Here is a 17,117-nt window from a genome sequence, read left to right as displayed (position 1 = left end):
CGCCCCGTTACATTTGAGCACAGGAATTCGGAATGCCCGGCAGGGCTGCGCCAGCCGCGCGTCGCCGCCGCTCGATTTCCATGCTTAACGCTTCCCAAACGATTGCCGCCTAGGGTCGTCGAGGGGGGCAAGAAATGCCCGATCCTCAGGACGAGGCGCATAGATGAATCCGGCGACAATGGACCTGCTCAAAAAGGTCATCGACACGCAGCATGGCGGAAGCAGTGCCTATCTGCATTCGGTCTCGACGCATCGCTTCGCGCCCCGGCCCGGCCTGTGGGACGGCGTCGTGCATGTCTTCGCGGTGACCGGCCATGCCAGCGCCACCAAGGCCTATGCCTGGATCTCGCCGATCGCCGGCACCGGCTCCTCGCGTTATTTCGCCGTTCTGCACCAGGGCGCCATCAAGGGCCCTGTCGAGGCCGTCCAGGCCGTTGTGAAGGCCGTGCGCGCCGCAGCCTGACACGATCGGCGCTTCTTTCCCGCCAAATCTGTGTGTATCGGTCTGTTTCGGACCTCGCCGGGTTGCGCCCGCGCAAGCTGGCCGCTCATTGTGGCGCTCCGCGGAATCCCGCGCGCGCCGCACCGAGAGCCCCAGTGGAAGAGACATCCTACGCCTTCTATGGCAATGCCGCCGACACCCTCCTCTCGTTCAGCCTCGACCGCGCCTTCCGCGACGCGCTGGCCCTGAAGACCAAGGTGCCCGACTGGATCCTCGGCATGCAGGGCATGTCGGGGCGCAAGTATCGCCGGCTCGTCAATACGCTGGTCGGCCTGGTTCCGGACGCGCGTTACCTCGAGGTCGGCTCCTGGGCTGGCTCCACCGCCTGCTCGGCGATCTCGGGCAACCGCGTGACCGCGACCTGCATCGACAACTGGTCGGAATTCGGCGGGCCGAAGGACCAGTTCATGGCCCATACCGACATGGCCCGCTCCGACGATGTAACCTTCCGATTCATCGAGGACGACTTCCGCAACGTCAACTATTCTGACATCGGCAAGTACAACATCTATCTGTTCGACGGGCCGCACGCCTATCAGGACCAGTTCGACGGCGTGACCATCGCCCAACCGGCGGTGGACGCGGAATATATCCAGATCGTCGATGACTGGAACTGGCCGGAAGTGCGACAGGGCACGATCGATGCGATCACCCAGCTCGGCCGCGCCATCACCTATGGGATCGAGATCCGCACCACTCAGGACAACAGCCACCCGCAGCAGCATATCGGCGAGAACAGCGACTGGCATAACGGGTATTTCCTGGCGGTGCTCCGGGCGAGGTAGGGGTGGGGTGGCGGTTGGCAGGGCGTATTCCTATGCGCCCTCCTCTACGCACCTCAGCCTGAGGTGCGAGGTCGCGCAGCGGCCGAGCCTCGAAGGACCTTGTCTCTTTTGATCCGCCTGCGACCTCGTCTTGGAGGCTCGCTGATGTCAGCACCGAAGGCATGAGGTCGGGGAAGAGTTCGTCCACGGGGTGATTGATGGAAATCGCCACACGCACGCTCACACGGACCACACCCGGCGGCGATCAACTGGTCCTGATCCGGATATTTGCTCCTGTTGAAGCCGGTCAGGCATGGGAGTGCGCATACGCCATTGCGTGGCCCCACGGGTTGGCGAAGGGCAGCGCCAGCGGCATCGACGGCATTCAGGCGCTGCAGCTCGCACTGCAGAAGATCGGCATCGAAATCTATACAAGCGAGTACCACCGCTCCGGACAACTCGCCTGGAAGACGCCCGGTGACGGTTATGGATTTCCGCTGTCGCCCAGCATGCGCGATCTTTACCAAGGTGCAGACAGGCTGCTGTGACACTGCGGCGGCGTGCATAGAAAAAGGCGGGCAACGCGTGCCCGCCCTTTTTCTTTCGTATTGCTCAGTCAGGTCTCGCTCGCGGCTTGGTGGCCGCGATCACGAACACCCCGTCGTCGAGCCACACGTGTCGCACTTCAAGCACGTGCCGTTCCGCACCATCGTGAAGTTCGAGCATTCCGGGCAGGCATCGCCGACATAGCCGCGGAGCTTGGCTTCCGCGCGCCGGTCGGAGGTCGAGCGTTCCGACTTCACTTCCGGGGCTGGCGCCTGGTCGAACAGCACGCCGAGTGTCGGGGCAACCGCTGCCGCGACCTCTTCCTTCAGCGCATTGGCGCCAGAGGTGCGCGCCATGGTGACGACCGTACCGGTGGTGCGGCCGTCATTGGCGAGCGAGCCCGGCGTCAGCGTGGCGGGAGTACCCTGCCCGCCCTGGCTGGTGACGACCGTAAACTTGTCGGTCTTGCCGCGCACCAAGCCCTTGGACAGCACGCTGCGCGCGCCTTCAGTGGCACCGGTTCCCAGCGCGTCGTAACGGCTCTCGCCGGGATCGACATGGCCGAGATCGGCGCGGCCGAGATAGCTCACCGCGAGCTCACGGAACACGTAGTCGAGGATCGAAGTCGCGTATTTGATCGTGTCGTTGCCCTGCACCGGGCCCGCGGGCTCGAAGCGGGTGAAGGTGAAGGCCTCGACATATTCGTCCAGCGGCACGCCGTACTGGAGACCCAGCGAGATGGCGATGGCGAAGTTGTTGAGGAGCGAACGAAGCGCCGCGCCCTCCTTGTGCATGTCGATGAAGATCTCGCCGATCCGGCCATCGTCATATTCGCCGGTGCGCAGATAGACCTTGTGGCCACCGACCACCGCCTTCTGGGTATAGCCCTTGCGGCGGTCCGGCATGCGCTCGCGATCCCGGATCACCTGGACGCGCTCGACCACCTTCTCGACGATGCGCTCGGCAAGAGCGGCGGCACGGGCCGCCTGGGGCTTTTCCATCAGCTCCTCGACGCCGTCCTCGTCGTCCTCGTCCTCGATCAGCTGCGAATTCAGCGGCTGCGAGAGCTTGGAGCCGTCGCGGTAGAGGGCGTTCGCCTTCAGCGCGAGCTTCCACGACAGCATGTAGGCCGACTTGCAGTCGTCGACGGTTGCGTCGTTCGGCATGTTGATGGTCTTGGAGATGGCGCCCGAGATGAACGGCTGGGAGGCCGCCATCATGCGGATGTGGCTCTCGACCGAGAGGTAGCGCTTGCCCTTGCGGCCGCAGGGGCTGGCGCAATCGAACACGGCATAGTGCTCGAGCTTGAGGTGAGGCGCGCCTTCCAGCGTCATGGCACCGCAGACATGCTCGTTGGCCGCCTCGATGTCCTTCTTCGAGAAGCCGATGCGGGCCAGAAGCTCGAAGCCCGGCGCGTTCACCTCCTCGGCCGGAATGGCGAGGGTGCGGGTGACGAAGTCCTCGCCGAGCGTCCACTTGTTGAAGACGAACTTGATGTCGAAGGCGGTCTTGAGCTGCGCCTCGACCTTGGCCAGCGCCTCGGGCGTGAAGCCCTTGGCGGTCAGCGACGTGGTGTTGATGGCCGGTGACTGCGCCAGCGTGCCATGGCCGACCGCATAGGCCTCCATCTCTGCAATCTGGCTTTCCGAATAGCCGAGCGTGCGCAGCGCCGCCGGAACCGCCTGGTTGATGATCTTGAAATAGCCGCCGCCGGCCAGCTTCTTGAACTTCACCAGGGCGAAATCAGGCTCGATGCCGGTGGTGTCGCAATCCATGACCAGGCCGATCGTGCCGGTGGGCGCAATCACGGTGGACTGGGCATTGCGGTAGCCATGGGTCTCGCCGAGCGCCAGTGCCTCGTCCCAGGCGCGGGTCGCATGGGCGATCAGCGACGGGATCGGGCAATTGGCATGGTCGAGCGGCACCGGGTTGACCGACAGGGCCTCATAGCCTGCGGCCTCGCCATGGGCGGCGCGGCGATGGTTGCGGATGACCTTGAGCATGTGCTCGCGGTTCGGCGCAAAGCTCGGGAAGGGGCCGAGTTCGCCGGCCATCTCGGCGGAGGTCTTGTAGGCAATGCCCGTCATGATGGCGGTCAGCGCGCCAGCAAGAGCCCGGCCCTGATCGGAATCATAGGGAATGCCCATGGTCATCAGGAGGCCGCCGATATTGGCGAAGCCGAGGCCAAGGGTGCGGTACTGGTAGGACAGTTCGGCGATCTGGCGCGAGGGGAACTGCGCCATCAGCACGGAGACTTCGAGCACCACGGTCCACAGCCGGCAGAGATGCTCGTAGCCCTCGATGTCGAAGATCTTGGCCTTCGGATCGTAGAACTGCAGCAGGTTGGCGGAGGCGAGATTGCAGGCCGTGTCGTCCAGGAACATGTATTCCGAGCACGGGTTGGAGGCGCGGATCGGGCCGCCCTCGGGACACGTGTGCCAGTCGTTCATGGTCGAGTTGAAGTGCAGGCCCGGATCGGCGGAGGCCCAGGCGGCGTGGCCGATCTTCTCCCAGAGGTCGCGGGCCTTCAGCGTCTTGGTCACCTTGCCCGACGTGCGGGCGGTGAGGTTCCAGTCGCTGTCGTTCTCGACGGCGCGCAGGAAATCGTCCTTCAGCGAGACCGAGTTGTTGGAGTTCTGACCAGCCACCGTCAGATAGGCTTCCGAGTCCCAGTCGGTGTCGTAGATCGGGAACTCGATGTCCTTGTAGCCCTGCTTGGCGAACTGGATCACCCGCTTGATGTAATTGTCGGGCACCATCGACTTGCGGGCGGCCTTGATCTCGCGCTTCAGCGCCGAGTTCAGGCTCGGATCGAAACAGGCATCGCCGTCGCCGTCGCAATTCACGCAGGCCTTCATGATGGCCTTGAGATGCTTGGCGTTGATCTTGGAGCCGGTGACGAGGGAAGCAACCTTCTGCTCCTCCATCACCTTCCAGTCGATATAGGCCTCGATATCCGGATGGTCGGCATCGACCACCACCATCTTGGCGGCGCGGCGCGTGGTGCCGCCCGACTTGATGGCGCCGGCCGCGCGGTCACCGATCTTCAGGAACGACATGAGGCCGGAGGAACGGCCGCCGCCGGCGAGCTTCTCGCCCTCGCCGCGCAGCTGGCTGAAATTGGAGCCGGTGCCCGAGCCGTACTTGAACAGGCGGGCTTCGCGGACCCACAGGTCCATGATGCCGCCCTCGTTGACGAGGTCGTCCTGCACGCCCTGGATGAAGCAGGCGTGCGGCTGGGGATGCTCATAGGCCGAGGTGGACTTGGTGAGCTTGCCGGTCTCGAAGTCGACGTAATAATGGCCCTGGCCGGGACCATCGATGCCATAGGCCCAATGCAGGCCGGTGTTGAACCACTGGGGCGAATTCGGCGCGACCATCTGGCGGGCGAGCATGTAGCGGAGCTCGTCGAAGAAGGTCTGGGCGTCGGCCTCCTGGGCGAAGTAGCCGCCCTTCCAGCCCCAATAGGTCCAGGTGCCGGCGAGACGATCGAAGACCTGGGTGGACGAGGTCTCGCCGATCCAGCGCTCCTTCTCCGGCAGGTCCTTGATGGCGGCATCATCGGGCACCGAGCGCCACAGCCAGGAGGGAACCGAGTTCTCCTCGACCTTCTTCATGCGCGCGGGCACGCCGGCCTTGCGGAAATATTTCTGCGCGAGGATGTCGGCTGCCACCTGGCTCCAGGCCTCGGGCACCTCAATGCCCTCCAGGCGGAACACGATCGAGCCATCCGGATTGCGGATTTCCGAAGTCGCCTTGCGGAACGCGATGGACGCGTAGGGCGACTGGCCCGTGGTCGTGAAACGCCTGTCGATGCGCATGGTCTTCAATCCTTACATCAGGCTGGGAGCCTAACTCCCACGCCAGTCTGGGGTCCATGGGTCGGACCCCTGCCCCGCCCGGTTGTCCCGGGCCCCGTTTTCGCTGCGGCCGCTTGTTACCGTTCTCCACAGGGAGAACGCGCCAGGAGGCCGCCTGTTTCGACGCATCACGCATGTCCCCGACAGGCGCCGCCCGCCTTGCGGCGACAGCGCTCCGGTCGCGCGGCGCGAACGCTGCGGCAGCCCGGGGACCTGATGGGGAATAGGCACGGCTGGAACTTCGAACGACCCGCCAAACCTGATGCGAACTTATGCGGCGCGTCTTCGTGTCGTCAAGATATAGGGGCTATCAGTAAACAGAGCCCTAAATATGGTGTGTGAGGCACAAATTTTGAGGGGGCAGCCGCTGCGGCTGATGCCAAGTGTCGGGAATCTCGGGGAGATTCGGCAAGCGAAATCATCGGCCGACGCACGGGTCCCCCTGCGGAGGTCACCGGATACCCACAGGTGCCCTGCGTTGCGCACAGGCGGGGCGGCGATTGTGTGGCAGAATCGTGACAACGGCCCGCGCCGCAAACTGCCTCAGAGGCACGCCCACAACAACATGTCCCACATCTTGTCCTATTTTGACGGGGCGGAACCCCCGGAGAATCGGCGCAGTCGCTGTCGAATCGCCAACACGCGATTCCCGCCCCCTGCTCCGCCGCTCAGAAGTGCTGGAATCGCCCGGCGCCAAGATCGACGGCTTGACCTGAGCGATCGGAGATGACGAGGCCCTCGCCCGCTGTGATCCGGCCGATCGCGGTCAGATCCAGACCCTCGGCATTCACGGCGGACGCGAAGGCGGCAAACCGGTCCGGCGGGCATGTCACCAGCAATTCGTAATCGTCGCCACCGGTGAGCACGGTGCGGATCAGCGATGGATCGAGCGCGAGAGCTCCCCTGGCCGATTCCGACAGCGGCACATCGTCGATCGCGGCCGTGGCGCCCACGCCGGAAGCCTTGAGAAGCTTGGCGAGATCACCAGCCAATCCGTCGGACACATCCATAGACGCACTGGCGAACGCCGCGACAGCCGAGGCCGCTCTGACCCGCGGCATCGGAAACATGTATCGGAGGGCGAGGAGCGCCCGATGACGGTCATCGAGACCGGCGACCCAGGCTGGTGCCTTGGCAGGCTCGCGTTCGGCCGCACGAACCGCCAGGCCGAGCGCGCCATCGCCGATCGTGCCGGTGACCGCGATGATATCGCCGGGTCTGGCGCCCCGCCGCCGGACGATCCTCGGCGCATAGCCAAAGGCGGTCACCGACAACGTCAGCGGCCCCGGCATTTTCACCGTATCGCCGCCAAGCAGCGGACAGTCGAAGACCTCGATGTCCTGGGCCAGCCCCCTGGCCGATTCCTCCAGGAAGGCTTCGGTCCAATCCGGCGGCAGGCCGAGCCCCAGCAGGAAGCCTGCGGGCTTCGCACCCTTCGCGGCGAGATCGGACAGATTGACCCGGAGGGCCTTCTTGACGATCGACGACGGCGGATCGTCCGGGAAGAAGTGGACACCCGCCACCACCATGTCCTTGGTGACGACGAGGTCACCCTCCCCTGGCGGAACCACGGCCGCATCGTCGTTAAGCCCGTCCGCACCGGCACTGATGGCGAGGGGGGCGAAATAGCGGGCGATGAGATCGTCTTCGGAGGGGCGCGTCATCGGGCGACTATGACTGGAACCGGCGGTCGGCGGGAGAGGGAAGATGAGAGCCGCCTGTTTCGAGAGGCAAGGCCCCACCCCAACCCTCCCCGCAAGCGGGGAGGGAGCATCGGCGCCAAGCCCGGAAGCTGCCCGCAACCTGCAATCACCAAGGTCGAATATGCAGCATGGTCGCTGGAGCCCCCTCCCCGCTTGCGGGGAGGGTTGGGGTGGGGATCCTTGCCACCCGCTACAATGCAGCGTCAGACGCTCACGCCTTCGGCGCCTCGCCCATGTCCTGCGGGCGAACACGCTTGGCGATCTTGTCGAGCACGGCATTGGCCATGCCGACTTCCTCGCGGTCGACGAAGGCGTCGGCCACGTCGACATATTCGGCGATGATCACCTTGGCGGGAATGTCGAGCCGCTCGAACAGCTCGTAGGTGCCAGCGCGCAGCACGGCCCGCAGCACGGCCTCGATGCGGCGCAGCGGCCATTCGTCGGCCAGAATGAAGTCCACCGACTGGTCAATGCGCGTCTGATCGCGCATCACGCCCTGGATGATGTCGCGGAAGAACTGGTGGTCGGCGGGCAGATAGGTGTCGCCCTCGACTTCCTGGCCCATCCAGAAGGTCTGGAACGAGCCGATGACATCGTTGATGTCGGTATGGGCGACGTCCATCTGGTAGAGCGCCTGGACGGCCGCGAGCCGGGCGGTGCCACGCTTGTTGGCCTGTTTGGGGCCGGACTTGGCGGTATCGGACTTGGCAGCCGTATCCGGCTTCGACGAGCGATCGGCCATCAGACGGCCTCGGCGGCGCGCTTGAGGCGGATCATGGCGAGGCAGGCCTTGGCGGCGCCACCGCCCTTGTCCATCTCCGAGCGCTTGGCGCGCGCCCAGGCCTGAGCGTCGTTCTCGACGGTGAGGATGCCGTTGCCGAGCGGCAGCTTGCGGGCAACGGAGAGGTCCATCAGCGCGCGGGAGGATTCGATCGAGACGATCTCGTAATGGGTGGTCTCGCCGCGAATGACCGAGCCGAGCGCCACCGCGCCATCGAACGGCTTGCCGCGGGCAGCCGCACCATCGACCAGAATGGCAATGGCCGCGGGGATCTCGAGAGCACCCGGCACGGTGTGCACCTCATAGGTCGCGCCGGCCTCGGTGATCGCAGCCTTGGCGCCTTCGAGCAGGGCATCAGCCAGATCGTCATAGAAGCGGGCCTCGACGATCAGCACGCGGCCATGCGTCGGAATGATCAGGTCTGGCGCGGAGCGCGGGGCGGCCATGGCGGGCTTGGTCCTTTGAATGCGGAGCGGCTTAGTACCCTTCCGCCTTCGCCTCGGCAAGGCGCGCGGAATAGCGGGCCATCATGTCGACCTCGAGATTGATGCGGTCGCCGGCCTTGGCACCGCCCCAGGTGGTCACGGCCAGCGTGTGGGGGATCATGGTGACGGTGAAAGTGTCGCCCTTTACGCCATTGACGGTGAGCGAGGTGCCGTCGAGGCCGACCGAACCCTTCTCGGCGATGAACTTGGCAAGTTCGCGTGGCGCCCGGAAGACGAACCAGGCCGTGCCGTCGCGGTCCTCGCGTGAAACGATCTCGGCCACGCCATCGACATGGCCGGTGACGATATGGCCGCCGAGCTCGTCGCCGATGCGCAGGGAGCGCTCCAGATTGAGCTTCTGCCCGACGCTCCACGAGCCGATCGTGGTGCGCGCCAGCGTCTCGCCGGAGGCATCGACCGTGATCAGGGTATGGTCGGCGTTCTGCTTCAGCGATGTCACCGTCAGGCAGATGCCCATGTGGCAGACGGAAGCGCCGAGCGGCAGGCTCTCGGCCGGATAGGAACAGGCGATGGCGAGGTTGAGCGCCGAGCCGCGCGTCTCGATGGCGACGACCTCGCCCACGTCGGTGATGATGCCGGTGAACATGGGCTCTTCCTCTAGCGTCGGTAGGTTTCGAACATATCGGCTCCGGCCGGCCGGGTCTCGGCGAGCTGGAAGCGGGGGCTCAGCGGCGTTGGGAGACCGGCAAGGCCGTGACCCAGCGTGTTCGGTGACCGCACCAGCACGACCTCATCCGCCAGATCGGCATCCATCAGGCCCGCCGCAAGGGCCGGGCCCGTTTCAGCAAGCACGCGGGTGATGCCGCGCACGGCAATGAGCCGCATCGCCTCACCGAGATCGAGCCGTCCGTCGGCGTGGCGGCGCACCAGCATGACCTGGCAGCCAGCGGCCCTGAGCGCGCGTTCGGCCTCGGGGGGCGCACCAACGGTGGAGAGGACCCAGGTCGGCACATCCGCGGCTGTCTGGACGAGTTTCGAGGTCAGCGGCAGCCGGAGCTGGGAATCGATGACGATGCGCACCGGCGAGCGATCGGCCATGCCCGGCAGGCGGCAGGTGAGTTCCGGATCGTCGGCCAGCGCCGTCCCGGCGCCGATCATGATGGCATCCGCCATGGCGCGCATCATGTGGACCTGGGCCTGCGCATGTGGACCAGAGATCTGCACGCGCCGGCCGCCCTCACCCGCGACGAAGCCATCCTCGGACAGCGCCATCTTCATCTGGACGAAGGGGCGGCCAAGCCGGACACGGTTGAAATGGCCGCGATGGTCGAGGCCAGACTCGGCTTCGAACAGGCCGGTATCGACCGTGATCCCGTAGGCCCGGAGCATGGTGAAGCCGCGGCCCCGCACTCTGGGATCGGGATCGCCGATGGCGCAGACGACGCGCGTCACGCCGGCGCGCGCCAGCGCATCGGAACAGGGGCCGGTCCGGCCGAAATGCGAGCAGGGTTCAAGCGTCACATAGGCGGTGGCGCCACGCGCTGCCTCGCCGGCATGGGCAAGGGCGGTCGTCTCGCCATGGGGCCGGCCGCCGGGCTGGGTCACGCCGCGGCCGACGATCACGCCGTCTTTCACCAGAACGCAGCCGACCGACGGATTGGGCGCAACGCGGCCGAGATTGCGCCGGCCGAGACGCAGCGCATGGTCCATGAACTGGCGGTCGGCTTCCGAGAAGCGCGCCTCGGCCATGGCCCTAACGGGGCTTGGCCGGTGGCTCGGGCTCGCCGTCCTCCGCCATTTCGCCGATCAGCTGCTCGAAATCCTTGGCCTCGCGGAAATTGCGATAGACCGAGGCGAAGCGGACATAGGCGACATCGTCGAGCGCCTTCAGCGCCTCCATGACGATGCGACCAACATTCTCGGCGGGGATTTCACTTTCGCCCGAGGCTTCCAGCTGCCGGACGATGCCGGAGACCAGCCGCTCGACGCGCTCAGGGTCGACCGGGCGCTTGCGCAAGGCCACCTGGATCGAGCGCATCAGCTTGTCGCGGTCGAACGGCACACGGCGACCGGACCGCTTGACCAGGACGAGTTCCCGCAGCTGAACGCGTTCAAAGGTGGTGAAGCGGCCGTTGCATTCCGTGCAGACGCGCCGGCGGCGGATGGCGGAGCCATCCTCGGTCGGACGCGAGTCCTTCACCTGGGTATCGGCGAAGCCGCAGAAGGGGCAGCGCACCGCTCGCCCCCTTCGTCAGGAATAGATCGGGAAGCGGGCGGTGAGATCTTTCACCTTCTCGCGCACAGCGGCCTCGACAGCCGCGTTGCCCTCCTCGGAATTGGCCTTCGAGAGGCCGTCCAGCGTCTCGGCGATCAGCTCGCCGATGCGCTTGAACTCGGCAATGCCGAAACCGCGGGTGGTGCCGGCCGGGGTACCGAGGCGCACGCCCGAGGTGACGAAGGGCTTCTGCGGGTCGAACGGGATGCCGTTCTTGTTGCAGGTGATGTAGGCGCGCCCAAGGGCTGCCTCCGACGCCTTGCCGGTCAGGTTCTTCGGACGAAGGTCGACCAGCATGAGGTGGTTGTCGGTGCCGCCGGTGACGAGGTCGAAGCCCGCCGCCTTCAGCGTCTCGGCCAGCGCCTTGGCATTGGCGACCACAGCATGGGCATAGGTCTTGAACTCGGGGCGCAGCGCCTCGCCGAATGACACCGCCTTGGCCGCGATGACATGCATGAGCGGGCCGCCCTGCATCCCGGGGAACACGGCCGAATTGATCTTCTTGGCGATGTCCTCGTCATTGGTGAGGATCATGCCGCCACGGGGGCCGCGCAACGTCTTGTGCGTGGTGGTGGTGGCCACATGCGCATGCGGGAAGGGCGAGGCGTGGGCGCCACCGGCGACGAGGCCTGCGAAATGGGCCATGTCGACGAAGAACAGGGCGCCAACCTCATCGGCGATCGCGCGGAAGCGGGCGAAATCCCAGGCCCGCGCATAGGCCGAGCCGCCAGCGACGATCAGCTTCGGCTTGGTCTCGCGGGCGATGCGGGCGACCTCGTCCATGTCGATCAGCTGGTCGTCCTGGCGCACCGTATAGGGCGCGACCTTGAACCACTTGCCGGAGACATTGACCGGCGAGCCGTGGGTGAGATGGCCGCCAGCGGCGAGATCGAGACCCATGAAAGTATCGCCCGGCTGGAGCAGCGCCAGGAACACCGCCTGGTTGGCCTGGCTGCCGGAATTCGGCTGCACATTGGCGAACTTGCAGCCGAACAGCTTGGTCGCGCGCTCGATCGCCACCGTCTCGGCGATGTCGACGAACTGGCAGCCGCCATAGTAGCGCTTGCCCGGATAGCCCTCGGCGTACTTGTTGGTCATGACGGAGCCCTGAGCCTCCATCACCGCCTTCGAGACGATGTTCTCAGACGCGATCAGCTCGATCTCGTGCTGCTGGCGACCGAGTTCCTTCTGAATCGCGTCGAAGATGACGGGATCGGCATCGGCGAGCGAGGCCGAGAAGAAGCCATCAAAAGGCTGGTTGGACCGGGCGACGGAAGAGGACATCCGGAAACTCCGTAAGTCTCGGCGCCTCGGCATGAAGCGCAGGGTTCAGGGCGTGGCCCTGCCGGTAGCACAGGGCTGGTGCCGAGTCCAAGCGGCAGACCGCGCCTGCTACCATATTTAGGGGGTGACCGGCTTGGGCCCCGGGCAGGATTCAGCGGAGCGGTTCGCTGCCGTCGCGCTCGATGCGCAGCTTGAGCTTGCGCAGCGCCAGTTTCTCCAGCGCGCTCGGCGCGGTATTGGCCGGCCCCATCACCACGACCTCGGTCCCGGTCAGCGCGCAGACGGCGGCGACCCGGACGACCTGGCCGATCCGGATATGCTCGAAATAGACCGTGGCGTCGCGCGATTCGACCATGTCGCCATCATGACATGAGAGAGGTTCAGCAACAAAAAGCCCGGCGCGAGGCCGGGCTTGTTGATCGTCCGATGAGGGGCGCCGCCGCGTCAGCGCAGGGCGGCCTGCGCGCTCATGCCGTCACGCTGATAGATGTCGTCGCGGAACTGGACATTGCCGTCCGGATTGGCCCAGGCGGTGATGTAGACCCAATAGACCGGCACCGGCTGCAGCGGCTTGGCGTCGACCCGGTCGACGGTGCGGAACACCCGGTCGATCTCGGAGCGGTTCCACTGCGTGCCCTGCAGGATCCAGGCGATCAGTTCGCGGACGTTCTGGACGCGCGCGCAGCCCGAGGAATGGAAGCGCTGGTCCTCGCCGAACAGGCCCTTGGAGGGCGTGTCATGCATGTAGACGGCGTGCTGGTTCGGGATGTTGATGCGGACATTGCCCATCGAATTGCCTTCGAAGGGGTCCTGCCGGAAGCGATAGTTCATCGCATCCATGGAATTCCAGTTGATGGATTCCGGCGTCACTTCCTGGCCCTGGCCATTGAAGATGCGGATGCGGTTCTTGGCCAGATAGTCCGGCTCCGCCTGCATCTTCGGGATCAGGTCCTTGCGGATGATCGACGAGGGCACGGTCCAATAGGGGTTGAAGTTGATGTTCTCGACGCGGGTCGAGATGATCGGCGACTGACGGTCGATCTTGCCGACCACCGTGACATGGCGAGAGACCACCTGGCCGTTCTCGACCGCCTCAAGCTGGGCGGCCGGGATGTTCATGGCGATGAACTTGTTGCCGAGATTGCCCGAATAGGCGCGAACGCGGACGAGATTGGTCTCGAGCTGGCGCAGGCGCATGTCGGCGGGAACATTCAGCGCGGCATAGGTCGATTCCCGGACGAGGCCATCCGGCGAGATGCCGTGGCGGGTCTGGAAGCGCTTCACGGCGGTGTCGACGAAACTGTCGAAAATGTCGGAGCGGCCGGATGAGGCATCGAGGTCGCCGGTGGCGATCAGGCGGTCGCGCAGCAGCACCACGGCCGGACGCCGGGCGCCGATCCGCAGACGCTCGCCGGCGGGAACCGGCTGCCAGCCGCCGCGTGCGACGATCTGCTGGTACTGGCCGATCGCCTGCTCCAGGCCCTGCACGGTGTGCGGGCCGAGAACAGGATAGGGATTGCGGGTGGCGCGCGACCGGGAACCGGCATCGAAGCTGTCGCCCCATTCGGCGCTCATGGCGCCACGCGTCTGCGCGAAGGCCGCGGGGGCACCCGCCATCATCGCGCCGATCGACAGGAGACCGCCAAGGATAGAACGGCGGTCGGGGGACAGCGCGCCCGAAAGCGGCGAGGGACGGTGCGACACGAAGCGTCTCCGGCTGGGAGCGGGGGCGAGCCCCGCCATATCGGATGAATTGAACACCAACATCGTTAAGGAACAACGATCAGGCCTACTCAGCGTCACGTATGGCAGGCAATGTGACCAACTCAAGGCAAAAGATGCAGGGCGGCCGCGCATATTCGCGTGAGCTCGGCGAAATCAGGCCTGGAGCGGGAAATCTGCAACAGCGAGGAGCACGGCGATCAAGCGTCGATCTCGGCGAAGGTTTCGACCGTGCGCTCCTTGGTCAGCCGCCTGTCGAGGGCGCGCAACCGCGCGATTTCGCCGTCAAATCGCCGAAGCTGCTTGAACGCCTTGCCGAAGGCGGGCCGCCATGCCGGCTGTAGGAAGCTGTTCGCCGTGTCGCGGTCGGCGGGACTTCCCTTGATGTCGATAAACAGCGCCGTGGCCATCAGGCAATCGTTGATCGGCAAGTAGCCGCCGCCGCGCCACCAACTCCATTCGCCATCGGTTATCCGCTCCGAACGGCCATTCGACAAGAACACGCCGAATCCGAGGAATGCCACGCAGAGATCGGTGAGGAACTCATATTCTTCTGGCTCGACAGGCAGGTCGTCGCTCATAGGAACGAGCACGTGGGCGACCTCGTGGGCGAGGGTCGCGATCAGACCTTCTCGGTCGCTCAGAAGCGCCGGATCGTAACTGATTTCCCAATCGCCCTCGTCATTGGCAAGACAGGTTCCAAGGGGTTCGGCCGCTTGGTGGACAAGAGCCGTTCGCTCGTTGACGATGGAACCGCGCCGTTCCGGCTGCTGCAGAAGATGGATGACCGTCGTGTCATCGACCCGGACATAGGCCTTGACCTGTTCGAACAGCCGTAGCGCCAAAGCGTGCCCTTGCTCACCGTCGGCGATGAAATGGCTCCTCCCCGGAACCACAAGGCTGGTGCCCGCGATGCCCGCGCCGTCGCAAAGTCGGTTGATCAACCACTCGAAGGCCTGCAACTGCCACTCGACGGTGGTGTCGTCAATGATCCGGACCGGAAATGGCCACATGCGGAAGCATCTCCCATGATGTCAGCACGAAACAATCAGATCGATATTTTAAAATGCAAAACGACTTGCATCATATCCGATGTATTTCATTTCATTCTATTACCAATATTTGCGTGGCTCCAACCACGAAAAAGACCCGGCGCGGACAGGTCCGGCCGGGTCAGTCGAGGTCTGCGGGCAGAAGGAAGAGGAAGCGTCAGCCGTCCTGACGGCGGGCGCCATGATCGGCGGCGAGCAGGGCACCGCCCGTCACACCGATCACGTTCTCGGCAAGAAGCAGCAGAAGCGTCAGGCCAGCGAAGGCGAGAGGCCAGTCGAGAAGCATAGCCATCGCGACGGTCCTAGAGGCGGTAGAGGATCTGGTCGGTCCAGAACCGCTCGAGCCGCAGCAGCGCCTTGTTCAGGCTCTTGAAGTCGTCGAGCGAGACGCCGCCGACCGGTTCGACGGTGCGGACGTGCTTGGCGTAGAGCGAGCCCACGACGTCGGCCACTTCATGGCCCTTGTCGGTCAGGCTGATCCGCACCGAGCGGCGATCGATCCTGGAGCGCTGGTGGGACAGATAGCCCATCTCGACCAGCTTCTTCAGGTTGTACGAGACGTTGGAGCCCAGATAGTAGCCCTTGGTGCGCAGTTCGCCGGCGGTCAGCTCGCGATCGCCAATGTTGAACAAGAGCAGCGCCTGGACCGCATTGATGTCGGAACGATTGCGGCGGTCGAACTCGTCCTTGATCACGTCGAGCAGGCGGCGATGCAGCCGCTCGATGAGGGTCAGAGACTCCAGATAGATCGGGCTGATCTGTTCGAAGCGCTCCTGGCGCTCGGGGGAAATGGGCGGAGCCGCGATCTCGCGGGTCTTGGTGTTCGTGCTCATAAGACGCCTCTTGTCCTGTTGGCGCCGGGGCGTTTTTTGGCCCTCGGCCGAGCGGCCCTGTCCTCCGCTCGTTGTGATGACAAGGTAAGCCGGCGAGTTTTAAGAGGCTCCGAAAAAACAAGATGAAGAGGGCTTAACCCCTTCAAGCTAAACAATATATTGAATTGATCTTTTGCAAATCTCTTGTTGTCTCTTCATAAACCTAGCCGGGCCGGCGCAAGATTCGATTCACGATCAGAATGCGCATGGAGCCAAGCCTTGCCGGCAATTTGACATTTCTCTTAAGGCCACCCGGAAACCATCGGGAAACCATCCGCCGGCCGGCCCTTGGGAGAATTGCTCCGACGCTGTTCATGAAGCGTTGAGCATCTCCCAAGGGCAGTGATTTCGAAAACCGCTGACGCAGGGGAAAGCGGTCCGGCTCACGTGCCGCGCAGGAAGTTCACAATCCCGGAAAAGTCGGTGCCGGCCTCGCCTTGAGCAGCATAGAGGCCGTAGAGGGCCGCGGCTTCGGCGCCAAGCGGCGTCACCGCTCCCGCCGAGCTTGCCGCAGCCTGGGCAAGCTTCAGGTCCTTCAGCATCATCGCGGCGGTGAAGCCCGCCTGATAGTCGCGATTGGCCGGGCTGGTCGGCACCGGGCCCGGCACAGGGCAATAGGTGGTGAGCGACCAGGATTGTCCCGAGGACTTCGAGGCGATGTCGAACAGCTTCTGGGCCTCGAGGCCGAGCTTCTCGGCCAGCACGAAGGCCTCGGAGGTGGCGATCATCGTGATGCCGAGGATCATGTTGTTGCAGATCTTGGCCGCCTGGCCGTTGCCGGGCCCGCCGGCATGGACAATCGTCTTGCCCATGGCCTCGAGATAAGGCCTGGCCCGCTCGAAGGTTGCGTCCTCGCCGCCGCACATGAAGGTAAGCGTGCCGGCCGAGGCGCCGCCGACGCCACCCGAGACCGGGCCATCAAGCATGGCGAGACCCCGGGCTGCAGCGAGCTTGGCCACCGCGCGAGCGGTATCGACGTCGATGGTGGAAGAGTCGATCAGCAGGGCGCCGGCCTTTGCCTTGGCGATGATGCCGGCATCGCCGCCATAGAGCGCCATGACCTCGCGGCCCGATGGCAGCATGGTGACGACGACATCGGCTTCGCTGACTGCGGCCGCGATCGAGGCGCCGCGCACGCCGCCGGCGGCCTCGTGACGGGCAAGCGCCGCCTCGGCGAGATCCGTGCCGATGACGCGGTGGCCGGCCTTGATCAGATTGGCGGCCATCGGACCGCCCATATTGCCAAGACCGATGAAGGCGATCGTGCTCATGTCTGTCTTCTCCCTGAACCTTGGTCTCGTCGGGCCTGT

The 17,117-nt window shown here is 65.0% G+C and carries 17 protein-coding genes; 3 read left to right on the top strand and 14 right to left on the bottom strand.

Annotation, left to right across the window (positions count from 1 at the left end):
• Window positions 1-163 precede the first annotated feature (163 nt).
• From E8L99_RS14330 to E8L99_RS14320, 3 genes are all read left to right on the top strand, one after another.
• The gene (locus E8L99_RS14330) at window positions 164-463 is read left to right on the top strand and encodes a hypothetical protein (protein ID WP_137100177.1); all 300 of its coding nucleotides are present in this window, start codon (window positions 164-166) and stop codon (window positions 461-463) included.
• A 134-nt stretch (window positions 464-597) separates the two neighbouring features.
• The gene (locus tag E8L99_RS14325; RefSeq protein WP_137100176.1) at window positions 598-1,287 is read left to right on the top strand and encodes a class I SAM-dependent methyltransferase; all 690 of its coding nucleotides are present in this window, start codon (window positions 598-600) and stop codon (window positions 1,285-1,287) included.
• Between the two features lie 197 nt (window positions 1,288-1,484).
• Window positions 1,485-1,814, top strand: coding sequence for a DUF6968 family protein (locus tag E8L99_RS14320; protein WP_137100175.1), 330 nt, complete (start codon window positions 1,485-1,487; stop codon window positions 1,812-1,814).
• Between the two features lie 99 nt (window positions 1,815-1,913).
• Here E8L99_RS14320 and E8L99_RS14315 read toward each other — a convergent pair whose 3' ends face one another.
• The 14 genes from E8L99_RS14315 to mmsB all read right to left on the bottom strand — a co-directional run bounded on the left by E8L99_RS14315 (window position 1,914) and on the right by mmsB (window position 17,078).
• Complete coding sequence (locus tag E8L99_RS14315) at window positions 1,914-5,633, bottom strand: vitamin B12-dependent ribonucleotide reductase (RefSeq protein WP_137100174.1); 3,720 nt, start codon at window positions 5,631-5,633, stop codon at window positions 1,914-1,916.
• Between the two features lie 707 nt (window positions 5,634-6,340).
• Window positions 6,341-7,336, bottom strand: a complete 996-nt coding sequence (gene thiL / locus E8L99_RS14310) for a thiamine-phosphate kinase (RefSeq protein ID WP_137100173.1) — start codon at window positions 7,334-7,336, stop codon at window positions 6,341-6,343.
• Between the two features lie 250 nt (window positions 7,337-7,586).
• Window positions 7,587-8,117 carry a transcription antitermination factor NusB gene (nusB, locus tag E8L99_RS14305; RefSeq protein WP_137100172.1) on the bottom strand — a complete coding sequence of 177 codons (531 nt, stop codon included), beginning with the start codon at window positions 8,115-8,117 and terminating at the stop codon, window positions 7,587-7,589.
• Window positions 8,117-8,602: a 6,7-dimethyl-8-ribityllumazine synthase gene (gene ribH, locus E8L99_RS14300; RefSeq protein WP_137100171.1), complete on the bottom strand. Its 486-nt coding sequence runs from the start codon at window positions 8,600-8,602 to the stop codon at window positions 8,117-8,119. Before ribH ends, nusB begins: the two co-directional genes overlap by 1 nt.
• Window positions 8,603-8,633: 31 nt before the next feature.
• Entirely contained in the window at window positions 8,634-9,248 is a 615-nt protein-coding gene (locus E8L99_RS14295) for a riboflavin synthase (protein WP_137100170.1), read from the bottom strand.
• Window positions 9,249-9,259: 11 nt separating this feature from the next.
• Entirely contained in the window at window positions 9,260-10,351 is a 1,092-nt protein-coding gene (ribD, locus tag E8L99_RS14290) for a bifunctional diaminohydroxyphosphoribosylaminopyrimidine deaminase/5-amino-6-(5-phosphoribosylamino)uracil reductase RibD (protein WP_252511115.1), read from the bottom strand.
• A 4-nt stretch (window positions 10,352-10,355) separates the two neighbouring features.
• Window positions 10,356-10,838 (bottom strand): transcriptional regulator NrdR, encoded by a 483-nt coding sequence (gene nrdR, locus E8L99_RS14285; RefSeq protein ID WP_137100169.1) that lies wholly within the window; start codon window positions 10,836-10,838, stop codon window positions 10,356-10,358.
• A 15-nt stretch (window positions 10,839-10,853) separates the two neighbouring features.
• Window positions 10,854-12,161 carry a serine hydroxymethyltransferase gene (gene glyA / locus E8L99_RS14280; protein WP_137100168.1) on the bottom strand — a complete coding sequence of 436 codons (1,308 nt, stop codon included), beginning with the start codon at window positions 12,159-12,161 and terminating at the stop codon, window positions 10,854-10,856.
• 151 nt (window positions 12,162-12,312) lie between these two features.
• Window positions 12,313-12,516, bottom strand: a complete 204-nt coding sequence (locus E8L99_RS14275) for a DUF6898 family protein (RefSeq protein WP_137100167.1) — start codon at window positions 12,514-12,516, stop codon at window positions 12,313-12,315.
• An 89-nt stretch (window positions 12,517-12,605) separates the two neighbouring features.
• Window positions 12,606-13,865 (bottom strand): L,D-transpeptidase family protein, encoded by a 1,260-nt coding sequence (locus tag E8L99_RS14270; protein WP_252511114.1) that lies wholly within the window; start codon window positions 13,863-13,865, stop codon window positions 12,606-12,608.
• 218 nt (window positions 13,866-14,083) lie between these two features.
• Window positions 14,084-14,896, bottom strand: a complete 813-nt coding sequence (locus tag E8L99_RS14265; protein WP_137100166.1) for a hypothetical protein — start codon at window positions 14,894-14,896, stop codon at window positions 14,084-14,086.
• Window positions 14,897-15,092: 196 nt separating this feature from the next.
• Window positions 15,093-15,227 carry a hypothetical protein gene (locus tag E8L99_RS24050; protein WP_256371369.1) on the bottom strand — a complete coding sequence of 45 codons (135 nt, stop codon included), beginning with the start codon at window positions 15,225-15,227 and terminating at the stop codon, window positions 15,093-15,095.
• A 10-nt stretch (window positions 15,228-15,237) separates the two neighbouring features.
• On the bottom strand, window positions 15,238-15,768 hold the full coding sequence (ldtR, locus tag E8L99_RS14260) for a transcriptional regulator LdtR (RefSeq protein WP_137100165.1): 531 nt from the start codon (window positions 15,766-15,768) through the stop codon (window positions 15,238-15,240).
• 422 nt (window positions 15,769-16,190) lie between these two features.
• Window positions 16,191-17,078, bottom strand: coding sequence for a 3-hydroxyisobutyrate dehydrogenase (mmsB, locus tag E8L99_RS14255; protein ID WP_137100164.1), 888 nt, complete (start codon window positions 17,076-17,078; stop codon window positions 16,191-16,193).
• Window positions 17,079-17,117 lie beyond the last annotated feature (39 nt).

Source organism: Phreatobacter aquaticus, from assembly GCF_005160265.1.
Lineage (GTDB): Bacteria > Pseudomonadota > Alphaproteobacteria > Rhizobiales > Phreatobacteraceae > Phreatobacter > Phreatobacter aquaticus.
This window is presented reverse-complemented; position numbering and strand designations above follow the sequence as displayed.